16 protein-coding genes are annotated in these 14,497 nt (G+C 65.2%); 11 read left to right on the top strand and 5 right to left on the bottom strand.

What is annotated here, in order from left to right; genetic code table 11:
• Nucleotides 1–215: 215 nt before the first annotated feature.
• Nucleotides 216–1,034 (bottom strand): hypothetical protein, encoded by an 819-nt coding sequence (locus tag ACZK45_RS18980; RefSeq protein WP_010481314.1) that lies wholly within the window; start codon nucleotides 1,032–1,034, stop codon nucleotides 216–218.
• Nucleotides 1,035–1,493: 459 nt separating this feature from the next.
• Here ACZK45_RS18980 and ACZK45_RS18975 point away from each other — a divergent pair, with 459 nt between their 5' ends.
• The 9 genes from ACZK45_RS18975 (at nucleotide 1,494) to ACZK45_RS18935 (ending at nucleotide 8,711) form a co-directional block, all read left to right on the top strand.
• Entirely contained in the window at nucleotides 1,494–1,859 is a 366-nt protein-coding gene (locus ACZK45_RS18975) for a hypothetical protein (protein ID WP_006394654.1), read from the top strand.
• Between the two features lie 31 nt (nucleotides 1,860–1,890).
• Nucleotides 1,891–2,691: a F0F1 ATP synthase subunit A gene (atpB, locus tag ACZK45_RS18970; protein WP_010481316.1), complete on the top strand. Its 801-nt coding sequence runs from the start codon at nucleotides 1,891–1,893 to the stop codon at nucleotides 2,689–2,691.
• Between the two features lie 73 nt (nucleotides 2,692–2,764).
• A complete protein-coding gene (gene atpE / locus ACZK45_RS18965) occupies nucleotides 2,765–3,070 on the top strand; it encodes a F0F1 ATP synthase subunit C (protein ID WP_005411133.1) in 306 nt (101 codons plus the stop codon).
• Nucleotides 3,071–3,176: 106 nt separating this feature from the next.
• The gene (locus ACZK45_RS18960; RefSeq protein ID WP_005419512.1) at nucleotides 3,177–3,647 is read left to right on the top strand and encodes a F0F1 ATP synthase subunit B; all 471 of its coding nucleotides are present in this window, start codon (nucleotides 3,177–3,179) and stop codon (nucleotides 3,645–3,647) included.
• A gap of 2 nt (nucleotides 3,648–3,649) precedes the next feature.
• Nucleotides 3,650–4,177, top strand: a complete 528-nt coding sequence (locus ACZK45_RS18955; RefSeq protein ID WP_032129048.1) for a F0F1 ATP synthase subunit delta — start codon at nucleotides 3,650–3,652, stop codon at nucleotides 4,175–4,177.
• A 44-nt stretch (nucleotides 4,178–4,221) separates the two neighbouring features.
• Nucleotides 4,222–5,769, top strand: a complete 1,548-nt coding sequence (gene atpA / locus ACZK45_RS18950; RefSeq protein ID WP_478445073.1) for a F0F1 ATP synthase subunit alpha — start codon at nucleotides 4,222–4,224, stop codon at nucleotides 5,767–5,769.
• A gap of 97 nt (nucleotides 5,770–5,866) precedes the next feature.
• Complete coding sequence (gene atpG, locus ACZK45_RS18945; RefSeq protein WP_032129046.1) at nucleotides 5,867–6,730, top strand: F0F1 ATP synthase subunit gamma; 864 nt, start codon at nucleotides 5,867–5,869, stop codon at nucleotides 6,728–6,730.
• A 38-nt stretch (nucleotides 6,731–6,768) separates the two neighbouring features.
• The gene (gene atpD, locus ACZK45_RS18940; RefSeq protein WP_032129045.1) at nucleotides 6,769–8,175 is read left to right on the top strand and encodes a F0F1 ATP synthase subunit beta; all 1,407 of its coding nucleotides are present in this window, start codon (nucleotides 6,769–6,771) and stop codon (nucleotides 8,173–8,175) included.
• A 113-nt stretch (nucleotides 8,176–8,288) separates the two neighbouring features.
• Entirely contained in the window at nucleotides 8,289–8,711 is a 423-nt protein-coding gene (locus ACZK45_RS18935) for a F0F1 ATP synthase subunit epsilon (RefSeq protein ID WP_005419509.1), read from the top strand.
• Nucleotides 8,712–8,915: 204 nt separating this feature from the next.
• On the opposite strand, the gene ACZK45_RS18930 is transcribed toward ACZK45_RS18935, so the two are convergent.
• The gene (locus ACZK45_RS18930) at nucleotides 8,916–9,299 is read right to left on the bottom strand and encodes a GtrA family protein (RefSeq protein WP_478445072.1); all 384 of its coding nucleotides are present in this window, start codon (nucleotides 9,297–9,299) and stop codon (nucleotides 8,916–8,918) included.
• Nucleotides 9,300–9,382: 83 nt separating this feature from the next.
• Here ACZK45_RS18930 and glmU point away from each other — a divergent pair, with 83 nt between their 5' ends.
• Nucleotides 9,383–10,750, top strand: a complete 1,368-nt coding sequence (gene glmU / locus ACZK45_RS18925) for a bifunctional UDP-N-acetylglucosamine diphosphorylase/glucosamine-1-phosphate N-acetyltransferase GlmU (protein ID WP_478057578.1) — start codon at nucleotides 9,383–9,385, stop codon at nucleotides 10,748–10,750.
• The gene (locus tag ACZK45_RS18920; protein ID WP_478445071.1) at nucleotides 10,719–11,252 is read left to right on the top strand and encodes a GNAT family N-acetyltransferase; all 534 of its coding nucleotides are present in this window, start codon (nucleotides 10,719–10,721) and stop codon (nucleotides 11,250–11,252) included. Before glmU ends, ACZK45_RS18920 begins: the two co-directional genes overlap by 32 nt.
• Before the next feature lie 47 nt (nucleotides 11,253–11,299).
• Here the strand turns inward: ACZK45_RS18920 and ACZK45_RS18915 are convergent, their stop codons facing one another.
• From ACZK45_RS18915 to ACZK45_RS18905, 3 genes are all read right to left on the bottom strand, one after another.
• Nucleotides 11,300–12,652, bottom strand: coding sequence for a sensor histidine kinase (locus tag ACZK45_RS18915; protein ID WP_049399192.1), 1,353 nt, complete (start codon nucleotides 12,650–12,652; stop codon nucleotides 11,300–11,302).
• A complete protein-coding gene (locus ACZK45_RS18910) occupies nucleotides 12,649–13,995 on the bottom strand; it encodes a sigma-54-dependent transcriptional regulator (protein WP_346485708.1) in 1,347 nt (448 codons plus the stop codon). The genes ACZK45_RS18915 and ACZK45_RS18910 overlap by 4 nt, the downstream gene beginning before the upstream one ends.
• 123 nt (nucleotides 13,996–14,118) lie before the next feature.
• Nucleotides 14,119–14,496, bottom strand: a complete 378-nt coding sequence (locus ACZK45_RS18905) for a PDZ domain-containing protein (protein WP_478445900.1) — start codon at nucleotides 14,494–14,496, stop codon at nucleotides 14,119–14,121.
• Nucleotide 14,497 lies beyond the last annotated feature (1 nt).

Genomic DNA, 14,497 nt, shown 5'->3' with positions numbered 1-14,497 from the left:
CACGCGGAGGGAGAGGGGCTGGGTACGAAGTAAAGGAGGAGGTGACGGCCGCAGGCCGGCGCCGGGGGACATTCGCACCCAGCCCCCTCTCCCTCAAGCGCTCGACCCAGCTGCTCTTGCTCCTGCACGCAGGGAAAAACAGTACAAAAAAGCGCGGCCCCGATGTTCCGGAGGCCGCGCCAGGAGAGAGAGAGTGCCGTGGAAGGGGCGTGGGATCAGAACACGAAGCTGACGCCGGCCACCGGGCCCTTGAATTCCTGCTTCAGGCCGATGGTGCCGTCGCTGCCCTTCTTGTCCGCGTCGAGCTTGAACCAGTCGTAGCCAGCGAACACACCGAAGTTCTTCGTGAAGCGGTAATCCACGATGGCGTTGGCGCGGCTCAGGTCGCCCTTGTAGTCATCGAAGCTGCCCCAGCGCGTGTTGAGATACTGGCCCTGCAGCGTGATCATCCACTTTTCCGACGGGGTGAAGCTCAGGCGCGCACCGACCACCGGCGCCACGCCGTCCGTCTTCTCATTGAGGAACTGGCCTTCGTAGACGGTGCCCAGATCGGCGTAGGCCTTGGTGCTGACCTTGGCGTACTCGGCACCCAGCTGCAGGCCGAGGTCGAAGGTATCGGTGTCCACCACCGAGTAGTCATAGACCAGGCTGGCGACCTGGTACTTCAGTTCGCCCTTGACGAAGCTGCCGGACGGCACGTTGACGTCACCGAAGGAGATGTCCTGGCCAAGGGTCTCGCGGCGGTCCTTGTCGTACTTGAAGTAGTTGAACAGCAGGCGCTGGCGGTTGCTGATGCGGAACATGCCGTCGATGCGCGGTTCCCACTCCTTGCCACCCAGCTTGAAGTCCTCGGAGAAGCCGATGTCCTGGCCGGCGACGTTGGTCTTGCCGCGAAGGGTGTTGTCCGAGTCGATGTTCATCGCACCCAGGCGCAGGGCGAAGCGGTCGTCGCCTTCAGCGGCGTGGGCGGCAGTGGCGAACGAAGCACCAGCGGCGAGCAGGGAGAGGGCGAGCAGGGTGGGTACGGGGCGCATCGAAGAGTCCTTGCAGTGGTTCATCAGAATGAAGGCCACTGTGCCGGACAGGCCCGTCCACCATCCGTGAACGTATGGTCCACGAAGTGTGCACGGTTCAGCGCTGTCGCGACGATGCAAAAAGATGGCCCCGGAGCCGGGCTTCGGGGCCATCGTGGGACCTGCGGGGCGGAGCGTCGACGAGGTTGCTGCAGGCAGGTCGAAAGATCGGACCGGCGCATTCGGCGAAAGTTCCGCGGCCTGCGACCAAAGTTCAATACTGCGCTGCAACATCATACGGACGTCATTGTCCCCTGGGTGGCACGCAAAAATGTAACCGTTACCGCAACTTGCGGCCTCCCGGGATGAACAGGGAGCGGTTGTCTCGCAAATTGTCCCATTGCTATAATTTGGCGGCTCGATGAGGCCCCCCTGCTGTAGTCGCCTCAGCCCTCCACTTGCAACCACGCGGGACGTCCTGTGCTGAACTCCGTTGATGCGGGTCGGCGACTGATGCTGCGCGCCGCGGTCTACCCGCTGGCCGCAGTGGCTGTCCTGGCCCTGGCCTTCCTGCTGGTAGGTCCGAAATATGCCCTCGGCGCGCTGGCGTCCGGTGTGGCCATTTCGGCCGGTGGCTGGGTGGCGGCACGGATGGCACTGGGCGGTGGGGCACTGGCCGCAGGTTCGGCGATGGCTCGCCTGATCATTGCGATCGTGGCCAAGTGGGTGGTGGTTTTCGGCGTCCTGCTGGTGGGGTTCCTGGTCTTCAAGCTGCCTGCATTGGCGCTGTTGGCCGGTATCGCCGTCGGCTTGATGTTCCAGGTCCTGGCGATGGCCAGGCGTTGACAGAATTCAATTAACTGAAGGTTCCGGACACATGGCGGGCGAGGCTCTAACCCCTACCAGCTACATCCAGCATCACCTGCACAACCTGACCGCGCCGGTCGGCAAGGGTGAGGGTATGTTCTGGCATATCCACGTCGATACCTTCCTCACCGCGGTCCTGATGGGCCTGGTGATCGTTGTCGCGTTCTGGCTGGGCACCCGCAAGGCCACCGCCGGCGTGCCGGGCAAGTGGCAGGCCTTCGTCGAGATCTGCCTGGAGTTCGTCGACCGCCAGGCCAAGGACACCTACCACGGCAAGAGCAAGCTGGTCACGCCGATCGCCATCACGATCTTCTTCTGGATCCTGTTGATGAATCTGCTGAAGATGATCCCGGCCGATTTCATCGCCAAGCCGCTGGAATGGGTGGGCGTGCACTACTGGAAGCCGGTCCCGACCGCTGACGTCAATGCCACCCTGGGCATGGCCATCAGCGTGTTCTTCCTGATGCTGTTCTTCGCGCTCAAGTCCAAGGGCCTGGGCGGCTTCATCAAGGAATTCCTGACGGCGCCGTTCGGCAAGTGGATGATGCCGTTCAACCTGATCCTCAACATCGTCGAGTGGCTGAGCAAGCCGATCTCGCTGGCGATGCGACTGTTCGGCAACATGTTCGGCGGCGAAATCGTGTTCCTGCTGATCTGGGTGCTGGGTGGTGCCGGTTTCTTCGGTGCCATTGCCGGTGGTGTGTTCGGCCTCGGCTGGATGCTGTTCCACCTGCTGGTGATCCCGCTGCAGGCCTTCATCTTCATGATGCTGTCGATCGTGTACCTGAGCCTGTCGGAAGACGCTCACTGAGTTTCAAGCTTCAACGCGTTTCAACCTTCATCCGTTTCATCACCCTTAGCAACTTAAGTTCCTGGAGATAACCATGTACTTCGCCGTCCTGACCAACTTCGCGCAGATTCAGAGCTCCACCGCCCTTGCCGTCGGCATCATGATCGGCCTGGCCGCGCTGGGCGCCGGTCTGGGTCTGGCCATCATGGCTGGTAAGTTCCTGGAGTCGGCCGCCCGCCAGCCGGAACTGATCCCGGTCCTGCAGGTCCGCATGTTCATCACCGCCGGCCTGATCGACGCCGCGTTCATCATCTCGGTCGCCGTCGGCCTGCTGCTGGCCTTCGCCAACCCGCTGTCGGCTGCCTTCGCTGGCGCCGTCACCAAGGCTCTGGCCGGCTGATACAGCGGTTTGAGACGACCGGGTGCTGATGCACCCGGTTTCGGATGAAGGCCGGATGCGCCGCTACGGCGGCGCGTCCACCCCGAAACCAGCGATCGAGCTAACCATGAATATCAATTTCACCCTTCTTGCGCAGGCGCTGGCCTTCGCTGGTCTGATCTGGATCATCGCGACCAAGATCTGGCCGCCGCTGATGAACGCGATCGAAGAGCGCCAGCAGAAGATTGCTGAAGGCCTCGCTGCTGCCGACCGCAGCCAGAAAGATCTGGCCCAGGCGCAGGAGAAGGTCAACGAAGCGCTGAAGGAAGCACGTACCAAGGCCAACGAGATCATCGATCAGGCCCACGCACGTGCCAACCAGATCGTTGATGCTGCCCGTAACGAAGCGATCACCGAAGCCACCCGTCAGAAGGAACTGGCCCAGGCTGAAATCGACGCCGCCGCCAACCGTGCCCGTGAAGATCTGCGCAAGCAGGTGTCTGCGCTGGCCGTGACCGGTGCCGAAAAGCTGCTCAAGCGCGAAATCGACGCCAACGCCCACAAGGCGCTGCTCGACGAGCTGGCCTCGGAGATCTAAGGATGAGCCAGGCCCTCACGCTTGCCCGCCCGTACGCCCGCGCCGCGTTCGCGACCGCGCGCGACGAAGGCGCGTTCGCGCCGTGGTCGGACGCCCTGGCGTTCTCCGCCCACGTCGCCGCCGATCCGCGCGTGGCGGCCCTGCTCGCCAACCCGGAGCTGGGTCGTGACGACGCCGTCGCCCTGCTGGCGCCGGTGTCCCACGGCGAGACCTACTCGCGCTTCCTGGCCATCCTGGCCGAATCGCATCGTCTGCCGCTGCTGCCGGAAATCTCCGGCATGTTCGACGCCCTGCGCGCCGAAGCCGAGCACGTGGTCAAGGCCACGGTGACCTCGGCTTCCGAGCTGTCGGCCGGAGAGCTGGACGCGATCAAGGTTGCGCTGCGCAAGCGCTTCAACCGCGAGGTCGACGTGACCACCGCGGTCGATGCTTCGCTGATCGGCGGCGCCGTGATCGACGCCGGCGACGTGGTCATCGATGGTTCGCTGAAGGGCAAGCTGGCCCGTCTGCAGACCGCGCTCGCTAACTGAATTCATTTAACGTCCGGCCCCGCTGCCGGCACTAGGACTTGACGATGGCAACCACGCTCAACCCCTCCGAAATCAGCGAACTGATCAAGAACCGCATCGAGAAGGTCAAGCTGGCCGCGGAATCGCGCAACGAAGGCACCGTGACCAGCGTGTCCGACGGCATCGTGCGCATCTTCGGTCTGGCCGACGTGATGCAGGGCGAAATGATCGAACTGCCGAACAACACCTTCGCCCTGGCCCTGAACCTGGAGCGCGACTCGGTCGGCGCCGTGGTCCTGGGTGACTACGAAAACCTGCGCGAAGGCGACGTCGCCAAGACCACCGGCCGCATCCTGGAAGTGCCGGTCGGTCCGGAACTGCTGGGCCGCGTCGTGAACGCGCTGGGCGAGCCGATCGACGGCAAGGGCCCGCTGGGCACCGACCTGACCGCTCCGGTGGAGCGCGTTGCTCCGGGCGTGATCTGGCGCAAGTCGGTCGACCAGCCGGTGCAGACCGGTTACAAGTCGGTCGACTCGATGATCCCGATCGGCCGTGGTCAGCGCGAGCTGATCATCGGTGACCGCCAGACCGGCAAGACCGCGATGGCGATCGATGCGGTGATCAACCAGAAGGGCACCGGCATCAAGTGCGTGTACGTTGCGATCGGCCAGAAGGCTTCGACCATCGCCAACATCGTGCGCAAGCTGGAAGAGAACGGCGCGCTGGCCCACACCATCGTGGTGGCCGCGACTGCTTCCGAATCGGCTGCCATGCAGTACATCAGCGCCTACTCGGGCTGCACCATGGGTGAGTACTTCATGGACCGCGGCGAAGACGCGCTGATCGTGTACGACGATCTGTCCAAGCAGGCCGTCGCCTACCGCCAGATCTCGCTGCTGCTGAAGCGCCCGCCGGGCCGTGAAGCCTACCCGGGTGACGTGTTCTACCTGCACTCCCGTCTGCTCGAGCGCGCTGCCCGCGTGTCCGAGGAATACGTCGAGAAGTTCACCGAAGGCAAGGTCACCGGCAAGACCGGTTCGCTGACCGCGCTGCCGATCATCGAAACCCAGGCCGGCGACGTGTCCGCCTTCGTTCCGACCAACGTGATCTCGATCACCGACGGCCAGATCTTCCTGGAAACCGACCTGTTCAACGCCGGCATCCGCCCGGCCGTGAACGCCGGTATCTCGGTGTCGCGCGTCGGTGGCTCGGCCCAGACCAAGATCATCAAGAGGCTGTCGGGCGGCATCCGTATCTCGCTGGCCCAGTACCGCGAGCTGGCTGCGTTCGCGCAGTTCGCCTCGGACCTGGACGAAGCGACCCGCAAGCAGCTGGAGCGTGGTCAGCGCGTCACCGAGCTGATGAAGCAGAAGCAGTACGCGCCGATGTCGATCGCCAACCAGGCGCTGTCGATCTACGCCGTCAACGAGGGTTACCTCGACGACGTGCCGGTCAACAAGCTGCTGGCGTTCGAAGAAGGCCTGCACGCCCACTTCGCCAACACCCAGGGCGAACTGGTCAGCAAGGTCAACGCCACCGGCGGTTGGGACAACGACATCGAAGGTGCCTTCAAGAAGGGCATCGCCGAGTTCAAGACCACCGGCAGCTGGTAATCGCGGTCCTGTAGAGCGGAGCCTCTGGCTCCGCTGGACCAGATGACAAACGGTTGAACAACGCGGGGCAGCAGCCCCGCGCCACGGGAAACAAGAGATGGCAAGCGGACGCGAAATCAAAACCAAGATCAAGAGCGTGCAGAACACCCGCAAGGTGACGCGCGCCCTGGAAATGGTCTCGGCCTCCAAGATCCGCAAGGCGCAGGATCGGATGAAGACCTCGCGTCCGTACGCGCAGGCGATGAAGCAGGTGATCGGTCACCTGGCCCAGGCCAGCACCGACTACCAGCATCCGTTCCTGGTCGAGCGCGAGCAGGTCAAGCGGGTCGGCTTCATCGTGATCTCCTCCGATCGCGGCCTGGCCGGCGGCCTGAACAACAACCTGTTCCGCAGGATGCTGGGCGAAGCCAAGGCATGGCAGGACAAGGGCGCGGAAGTGGACCTGGTGACCATCGGCCAGAAGGCATCGACCTTCTTCCGCCGCGTGAAGGTCAACATGGTCGGCAGCGTGACCCACATCGGCGACGTGCCGAAGCTGGAATCGCTGATCGGCGTGATCAAGGTCATGCTCGACGCCTTCACCGAAGGCAAGGTCGACCGCGTGTACCTGGTCTACAACCGCTTCGTGAACACCATGACGCAGAAGGCCAGCTTCGATCAGCTGCTGCCGCTGCCGCCGGCTGAGAAGCAGGTCGCTCACCACGACTGGGATTACCTGTACGAACCCGATGCCGCGACCGTGCTGGAGCACGTGATGACGCGTTACATCGAGTCGCTGGTGTACCAGGCGCTGCTGGAAAACGTTGCCTCCGAACATGCCGCACGCATGGTCGCGATGAAGGCGGCGAGCGACAACGCCAACAAGCTGATCGGTGAGCTGCAGCTGGTCTACAACAAGGCACGCCAGGCAGCGATCACCCAGGAAATCTCCGAAATCGTCGGCGGCGCGGCAGCAGTCTGACCGCGTTCGTTCAAAGCACACATTTAGAGGATGCAGCAATGAGTCAGGGCAAGATCGTTCAGATCATCGGCGCGGTCGTCGACGTCGAATTCCCGCGTGAGTCGGTGCCGAAGGTGTACGACGCACTGAAGGTCGACAACACCGAAATCACCCTCGAAGTCCAGCAGCAGCTGGGCGACGGCGTGGTGCGTACCATCGCCCTCGGTTCCACCGACGGCCTGAAGCGCAACCTGGTCGCCACCAACACCGACCGCGGTATCTCCGTGCCGGTCGGCGCTGGCACCCTGGGCCGCATCATGGACGTGCTGGGCCGTCCGATCGACGAAGCCGGCCCGGTGGCCGCCAGCGACAGCTGGGAAATCCACCGTGCGGCCCCGTCGTACGAAGACCAGTCCCCGGCTACCGAGCTGCTGGAAACCGGCATCAAGGTCATCGACCTGATGTGCCCGTTCGCCAAGGGCGGCAAGGTCGGCCTGTTCGGCGGCGCCGGCGTCGGCAAGACCGTCAACATGATGGAGCTGATCAACAACATCGCCAAGGCGCACAGCGGTCTGTCCGTGTTCGCCGGCGTGGGTGAGCGTACCCGTGAGGGCAACGACTTCTACCACGAAATGAAGGACTCCAACGTCCTCGACAAGGTGGCGATGGTGTACGGCCAGATGAACGAGCCGCCGGGCAACCGTCTGCGCGTCGCCCTGACCGGCCTGACCATGGCCGAGTACTTCCGCGACGAGAAGGACGAAAACGGCAAGGGTAAGGACGTCCTGCTGTTCGTCGACAACATCTACCGCTACACCCTGGCCGGTACCGAAGTGTCGGCACTGCTGGGCCGCATGCCGTCCGCCGTGGGTTACCAGCCGACCCTGGCCGAGGAAATGGGCGTCCTGCAGGAGCGCATCACCTCGACCAAGAACGGTTCGATCACCTCGATCCAGGCCGTCTACGTTCCCGCGGACGACCTGACCGACCCGTCGCCGGCGACCACCTTCGCCCACCTGGACTCGACCGTCACCCTGTCGCGTTCGATCGCCTCGCTGGGTATCTACCCGGCCGTCGATCCGCTGGACTCCACCAGCCGCCAGATGGACCCGCTGGTCATCGGCCACGAGCACTACGACACCGCCCAGCGCGTCCAGCAGACCCTGCAGAAGTACAAGGAACTGAAGGACATCATCGCGATCCTGGGCATGGACGAGCTGTCCGAAGAGGACAAGCAGGCCGTGTCGCGCGCCCGTAAGATCGAGCGCTTCTTCAGCCAGCCGTTCCACGTGGCCGAAGTGTTCACCGGTTCGCCGGGCAAGTACGTGCCGCTGAAGGACACCATCCGTGGCTTCAAGGCCATCGTCGATGGCGAGTACGACCACCTGCCGGAGCAGGCGTTCTACATGGTCGGCGGCATCGAAGAAGCGGTCGAGAAGGCCAAGAAGATGGCCGAGAAGGCCTGATCCGGGACGGGCGGGAGCGATCCTGCCCGACCTGACGCCGGCGCCGGGCAACCGCCCGCGCCGGTGGACTCCCACGGTGGCATTGCGCCGCCGCGAACAGCGAAGAGATTTGCATGAGCACGATCCGTTGCGACATCGTCAGCGCCGAGCAGGAAATCTTCCGTGGCGAAGCGACCCTGGTCGTGGCCACCGGTGAGCTGGGCGAACTGGGCATCGCGCCCAAGCACGCGCCGCTGATCACCCGCCTGAAGCCGGGCAAGGTGGTGGTAACCACGCCGAACGGCGAGCAGCTGGATTTCGCCATTTCCGGCGGCATCCTGGAAGTGCAGCCGCAGGTGGTGACCGTGCTGGCCGACACCGCGATCCGCGCGCAGGACATCGACGAAGCCTCGGTCCGCAAGGCCAAGGAAGAAGCCGAGCGCATCCTGGCCAACCGCGGCGAGGCGATGGAAGTGGCTGAAGCCCAGCAGAAGCTGGCCGAAGCCGTCGTCCAGCTGCAGGCCCTGGAGCGCCTGCGCAAGAACCTCAAGCACTGAGGTTTCTCGCGCTGCATCCACGAGAACGCCGGCCCTGTGCCGGCGTTTTTGTTTGTGCGAGGTAGAGTGTCGGCTGGGCAGAGTCGACTGTCAGTCGACTATCGCGCGCAGCGCGGGATTTCCGCAGTCTGATGGAAGAGCAGTCGACCAACAGTCGACTCTACCGATCCCGATCCCGATCCCGATCCCGATCCCAGCGCCGTATCAGCGGTAGACCACGTAGCGCATCAGCAGGAAGGAAACGCACGCCAGCCCGCCTTCCACCAGCGGCTTGGCCAGCCAGGTGTACTGCAGGCCCAGCGCGTGGTCGACCAGGCTCACCAGCAACGTGCTTGTCGCGGTCAGCGGCAGCCACAGCCCGAAGAAGCGTGAAAATCGACGCCAGCCAAGGCGCGCGTCACCTGCGTTGGCAAAGGTGTAACGGCCGTTGAGCCAGAAGCCCAGCAGCATCCCGACCAGGCGACCGGCAATGTTGGCAGGCACCACCGGCAGGCCCAGCGCGGTCGCGGTGACGAACACCAGCCAGTCGAGCAGCAGCTGCACGAGCCCGATGATGAGATAGGTGCTTCCCTGGCGGACGAGGCCCATCAGTGCGGTGAAGGAGGTGGGATGCACATGTTAACGGCCCACGCTCTAGAATCATCGGCAACGAACCACGGACTGCCGTTTCCATGACCCAACCCCTGCACGTCATCATCCTCGCCGCTGGCGCGGGCAAGCGCATGAAGTCGGTGCTGCCGAAGGTGCTGCAGCCGATCGCCGGCCAGCCGATGCTGGCGCATGTGATCGATGCGGCCCGCGAACTGCAGCCCTCGGCGATCCACGTGGTCTACGGCCATGGTGGTGAAGCGGTGCGCCAGTACTTCGCCGACCAGCCCGACCTGCAATGGGCTGAACAGGCACGGCAGCTCGGCACCGGCCATGCGGTGGCCCAGGCGATGCCGCAGGTGCCCGACGCCGCGCAGGTGCTGGTGCTGTACGGCGACGTGCCGCTGATCCGCGCGCAGACCCTGCGCGACCTGCTGGCGCAGCCGGGTCGCCTGGCGGTGCTGGTCGCCGATGTCGATGACCCGACCGGCTACGGCCGCGTGCTGCGCGATGCCGAAGGCAAGGTGGGCTCCATTGTCGAGCAGAAGGACGCTACCGGCGACCAGCTGCGTGTGCGCACGATCAATACCGGCATCATTGCCGCCGAGTCGACCGCGCTGCGGCGCTGGCTGTCGCAGTTGTCCAACAGCAACGCTCAGGGCGAGTACTACCTGACCGACGTGTTCGCCTTTGCCGCGCACGAGTACACCCCGGCCGAAATGGCACTGGTGGCCGACGCGCAGGAAGCCGAAGGGGCAAACGATCCCTGGCAGCTTTCGCAGCTGGAGCGTGCCTGGCAGCGCCGCGCGGTACGGGCCCTGTGCGCGCAGGGCGCGCGCGTGCGTGACCCGGCACGACTGGATATCCGTGGCACCGTCACCGTGGGCAGCGATGTGCTGATCGATGTCGACGTCGTTCTGGAAGGCCACATCGTGCTCGGCGACGGCGTCACCGTGGGCCCGTTCAACCGGCTGAAGGACGTCAATCTTGGCCCGGGCACCGAAGTGCGCGCGCATTGTGATCTTGAAGGCGTGGTCACCGAAGGCGCAGCACTGGTGGGACCGTTCGCGCGGCTGCGCCCGGGGACCGTGCTCGCCGACGGCGTGCACGTGGGCAACTTCGTCGAGACCAAGAAGGTCACCCTCGGTGTTGGCAGCAAGGCCAACCACCTGACCTACCTGGGCGATGCGGTGATCGGCAGCAAGGTAAACATCGGTGCCGGCACCATCACCTGCAACTACGACGGCGTGAACAAGTCGACCACCACCATCGGCGACAACGCCTTCATCGGTTCCAACAGTTCGCTGGTAGCACCGGTGACCATTGGCGACAGCGCGACGATTGCCGCCGGTTCGGTCATCACCCGCGACGCCCCGGATGGCAAGCTGACACTGGCACGTGCACGACAGGAAACCATCGATGGCTGGAAGCGCCCGCTCAAGAAGTCCTGAGCCACGCATCCCGCATGCCGACGAACTCGGCATGCTGCCGGCAATTGAACAACGTGCCGGTGAACTGCTGAAGGGGCACCAGGCCTACCCGGTGTTTGCCGGGCATGGTCTGGACCTGCCGACGCTGCAGGATGGCCTTCAACGTGGCCAGTTGTGGCTGGTGGATGCGGCTGACGGTGGTATCGCGGGTTACCTGCTGGCCGGCGAACTCTGCGGTGAATTCCATGTGCTGCAGATGGACGTGGATCCCGCACACGCGCGGCGTGGCCACGGCCGCGCTTTGCTGCGCCATGCCTTGGCGCAGGCGAGGGCGGGAGGCTACGCGGCCGCGGTGCTGACCACGCTGTCCGATGTGCCGTGGAATGCGGCCTTCTATGCCAGCGAAGGATTCGACGTAGTGCCCGAGGCGCAGTGGAACGATGGCCTGCGCGCGGTGATGGCCGAAGAGGCTGCGCTCGGGTTCCCGATGCACCTGCGGGTGGCGATGCGGCAGGTTTGGTAGGTGCCGACCTTGGTCGGCACATCCGCGCATGGCGTGGACCTACCCGCTCAACCCACCGGCAACAGGATCGACACGCACAACCCGCCATCGCCGCGATTCTGCAGTGATACCCGGCCGCCATGCGCTTCCACGATCTCGCGGGTCAAGGCCAAGCCCAGCCCGGTGCCATTGCGCTTGGTCGAATAGAACGGCATCAGCGCATTCTGCAGCACCTGCTCGTTCATGCCCTTGCCGCGATCCAGTACGTCCAGGCGCAGCCACTGCGGCAGCCGCGTGAGTTGCACCTGTACGTCGTCGTTGGGCGGTTCTGCTTCGGCGCAGGCTTCGTGCGCGTTCTTCAACAGGTTCAGCAGTGCCTGCCCGAACTGGGCGATGTCGATGCGGCTGCTCAGTTCCTCATCCGGCTCACGTTCCATGCCGAATGGGATCTGCTGGCGCAGGCTGGACAGGAAGGGGGCCCAGTGCACGGTCTGCAACTGCGGTTGCGGCAGCTTGGCAAAGCGCGCATAGCCGCGGATGAAGCCTTCCAGGTGGCGAGCACGATCCTCGATGGTGGTGAAGATCTCCGGCAGCCGGTCAAAGCGCTCACGCTGCACCAGTACACCGCCGGAGTGGGCCAGCGAGGCAATCGGTGCCAGCGAGTTGTTGAGCTCGTGGCTGATCACCCGGATCACCTTCTTCCAGGTCTGTACTTCCTGGCGGCGCAGCTCGGCGGTCAGCAGGCGCACCAGCAGCAGGTCGTGCGGACGACCATTGAGCTGGAAGGCGCGGCGCGAGAGGTGGTACACCTGCTCGTCGTCCTCATCGCCGTCCTCGCCCTCGGCATGCACCGCGAACAGGCTGTCGCCACCGCGGGCGATGGCATCGCGCAGCTCCACCGGCACCTGTTCCAGCACGTCCTCCAGGCGCTGGCCTTCCAGCTTCCAGCCGCCATGCAGCAGCTTGCGCGCAGCCAGATTGGAGAACACCACGCGGGCGATGCCATCACCGCCCGAGGCGATCAGCAGCATCGCCACCGGCGTGTTCTGCACCATCGTGTCCAGCAGAAGTTCGCGTTGCACCAGGCCCTGCCGCTGTGCACGCAGCACATCGCCCAGTTCGCGGTGCGCCTGCACCAGGTCGCCGAGCTCGTCATTGCCGGGCCAGTGCACCCCGAAGTTGTATTCGCCGTCGCGATAGCTGCTGGTGGTGCCCGCCAGGGCCCGCATCAGTGACCGCACCGGGGCGGTAGCGCGACGCAGGGTCCACCACATCAGCGATAGCAGGATCAACGCCGACACCGTGGTCACCACCCAGCCATGGTCCATCCAGTAGGCCAGCAGCCACGGCAACGCGGCGGCCAGCGCCAGCACCGGCAGCAGGCGCAGGAACAGGCGGAAAGTGAACGAGCGCCGTTTCATTCTCGCGGGATACCGTGGCGGTCCATGCGCCGGTACAGCGCCTGGCGGCTCAGGCCGAGTTCGGCGGCGGCCTGGGCGATGACGCCATGGTTGCGCGCCAGTACCTCCTCGATGCGCGCGCGGTCGGGGTCATTGCCCGCACTGGGGGCCGGGCGCGGTGCGGCGGCTGCGCGCGGCAGGTTGAGATCGGCCACTTCAATGCGGTTGCCGGTGGCCAGCAGTTCGGCGCGCTGGATCACGTTGCGCAGTTCGCGCACGTTGCCTGGCCACGGGTGCCGCTGCAGGGCGGCGGTGGCGGCGCTGGACAGGGGCTTGCCAGCGGTCAGGAAGCGCTCGGCCAGCGGCACGATGTCGCCCGGGCGTTCAGCCAGCGGCGGCAGCACCAGTTCCACCGTGTTGAGGCGGTAATAGAGGTCTTCGCGGAAGGTGCCGTCGCGGATCATCGCCGGCAGGTCGGCATTGGTCGCGCTGACCACGCGGACCTTGACCTGGCGTTCGCGGTTGGAGCCCAGGCGCTCGAAGCGGCCGGTTTCCAGTACACGCAGCAGCTTCATCTGCCCGCCCAGCGACAGGTTGCCGATCTCATCCAGGAACAGGGTGCCACCATCGGCGGCCTCGAACTTGCCTTCGCGTGCCTTGTTGGCGCCGGTATACGCCCCGGCCTCGGCACCGAACAGTTCGGCCTCGATCAGTTCCGAAGGCAGCGCGCCACAGTTGACCGCCACGAATGGACCCTTGGCCACCAGGGAATTGGCCTGGATGATCTGCGCGATCTTCTCCTTGCCGGCACCGTTCGCGCCGGTGATCAGTACCGGCAGTTCCGAGCGTGCGACCTGGCAGGCGAGAGCGATGACGCGCTCGCTGGCGGGGTCGGCGAAGACCGCGCCGCACAGGTCGTACTTCTCTTCCAGCGCATTGCGCTGGCGCAGTTCACGGCTGCGGCGCCGGTCCAGTTCGCGGCGCGCCTCGGACAGTTCCAGCAGGTTGTTGACCGTGGTCATCAGCTTGCGGTCGTCCCAGGGCTTGGCCAGGTAGTCGGCCGCACCGGCCTTGACCAGATCCACCGCGCTGCTGAGGTGGGTCCAGGCGGTCAGCAGGATCACCGGCAGATCGGGATGGCGCGCGCGGATCTGCGCGAACAGGGCCTCGCCTTCTTCGCCGGAGGTGGTGTCCTCGCTGAAGTTCATGTCCTGGATCACCAGGTCGACCGGCTGCGACTCCAGCAGGGCCAGCCCTTCGGACGGGCTCTGCGCCTGCAGGGTGTCGATGTCGTGCAGGGAGAACAGCACGTCCAGCGCGGTACCCACGCTGGCGTTGTCGTCGATGATCAGGATCGCAGGCATCAAGCGGTTCTGCAGAAAGGGATGGGCGGCGCCGTTGGAGCCGTTCGTGTCCACGCACCGGGAGAGCCCGGCGCCACCCATCAAGCATAGCCAAACCCGTGGCTGTGCAGGAGCGGCCCTCGCTCAGCGCCGGGGAGGCGCCGGGGGCCGTGGCGGTGCAGGTGGCGGCGGCACCTCCAGCGCCTGGCGCCAGGCTGCGGCGTCGACCGCCACCGTCAGTTCGCGCTTGTCGCGGCGCAGCAACAGATAGGCGGTGGCTGCCTTGGAATGACGCAGGGCCTCGGCAAGGTGTTCGACCCGGCGCACCGCCGTGTCGTCCACGCGCAGGATGCGATCGCCACTGCGCACGCCGAAGCGCATTTCCGGGCTGGCGGCCTCCACGCGCACCTGGCCCTCAGTTGAGCGCAATGACAACCGCGCGGCATCCTGGCGCCACTCCAGTGTCTGCGCACTGCCACCGCCGGCCAGCGCCGGCAATGGCAGGAGCAGCATCAGGCACATC

It is taken from the genome of Stenotrophomonas sp. 63632_Sma, from assembly GCF_056482875.1.
This window is presented reverse-complemented; position numbering and strand designations above follow the sequence as displayed.

Bases quoted from the DNA above. Each gene is read 5' to 3' on its own strand.
- atpE (WP_005411133.1), top strand. From the start codon at position 2,765: ATGTACTTCGCCGTCCTGACCAACTTCGCGCAGATTCAGAGCTCCACC.
- ACZK45_RS18905 (WP_478445900.1), bottom strand. From the start codon at position 14,496: ATGTGCCTGATGCTGCTCCTGCCATTGCCGGCGCTGGCCGGCGGTGGC.
- ACZK45_RS18935 (WP_005419509.1), top strand. From the start codon at position 8,289: ATGAGCACGATCCGTTGCGACATCGTCAGCGCCGAGCAGGAAATCTTC.
- ACZK45_RS18955 (WP_032129048.1), top strand. From the start codon at position 3,650: ATGAGCCAGGCCCTCACGCTTGCCCGCCCGTACGCCCGCGCCGCGTTC.
- atpG (WP_032129046.1), top strand. From the start codon at position 5,867: ATGGCAAGCGGACGCGAAATCAAAACCAAGATCAAGAGCGTGCAGAAC.
- atpA (WP_478445073.1), top strand. From the start codon at position 4,222: ATGGCAACCACGCTCAACCCCTCCGAAATCAGCGAACTGATCAAGAAC.
- ACZK45_RS18910 (WP_346485708.1), bottom strand. From the start codon at position 13,995: ATGCCTGCGATCCTGATCATCGACGACAACGCCAGCGTGGGTACCGCG.
- ACZK45_RS18980 (WP_010481314.1), bottom strand. From the start codon at position 1,034: ATGCGCCCCGTACCCACCCTGCTCGCCCTCTCCCTGCTCGCCGCTGGT.
- glmU (WP_478057578.1), top strand. From the start codon at position 9,383: ATGACCCAACCCCTGCACGTCATCATCCTCGCCGCTGGCGCGGGCAAG.
- ACZK45_RS18915 (WP_049399192.1), bottom strand. From the start codon at position 12,652: ATGAAACGGCGCTCGTTCACTTTCCGCCTGTTCCTGCGCCTGCTGCCG.
- ACZK45_RS18920 (WP_478445071.1), top strand. From the start codon at position 10,719: ATGGCTGGAAGCGCCCGCTCAAGAAGTCCTGAGCCACGCATCCCGCAT.
- atpB (WP_010481316.1), top strand. From the start codon at position 1,891: ATGGCGGGCGAGGCTCTAACCCCTACCAGCTACATCCAGCATCACCTG.
- ACZK45_RS18960 (WP_005419512.1), top strand. From the start codon at position 3,177: ATGAATATCAATTTCACCCTTCTTGCGCAGGCGCTGGCCTTCGCTGGT.
- ACZK45_RS18930 (WP_478445072.1), bottom strand. From the start codon at position 9,299: ATGGGCCTCGTCCGCCAGGGAAGCACCTATCTCATCATCGGGCTCGTG.
- atpD (WP_032129045.1), top strand. From the start codon at position 6,769: ATGAGTCAGGGCAAGATCGTTCAGATCATCGGCGCGGTCGTCGACGTC.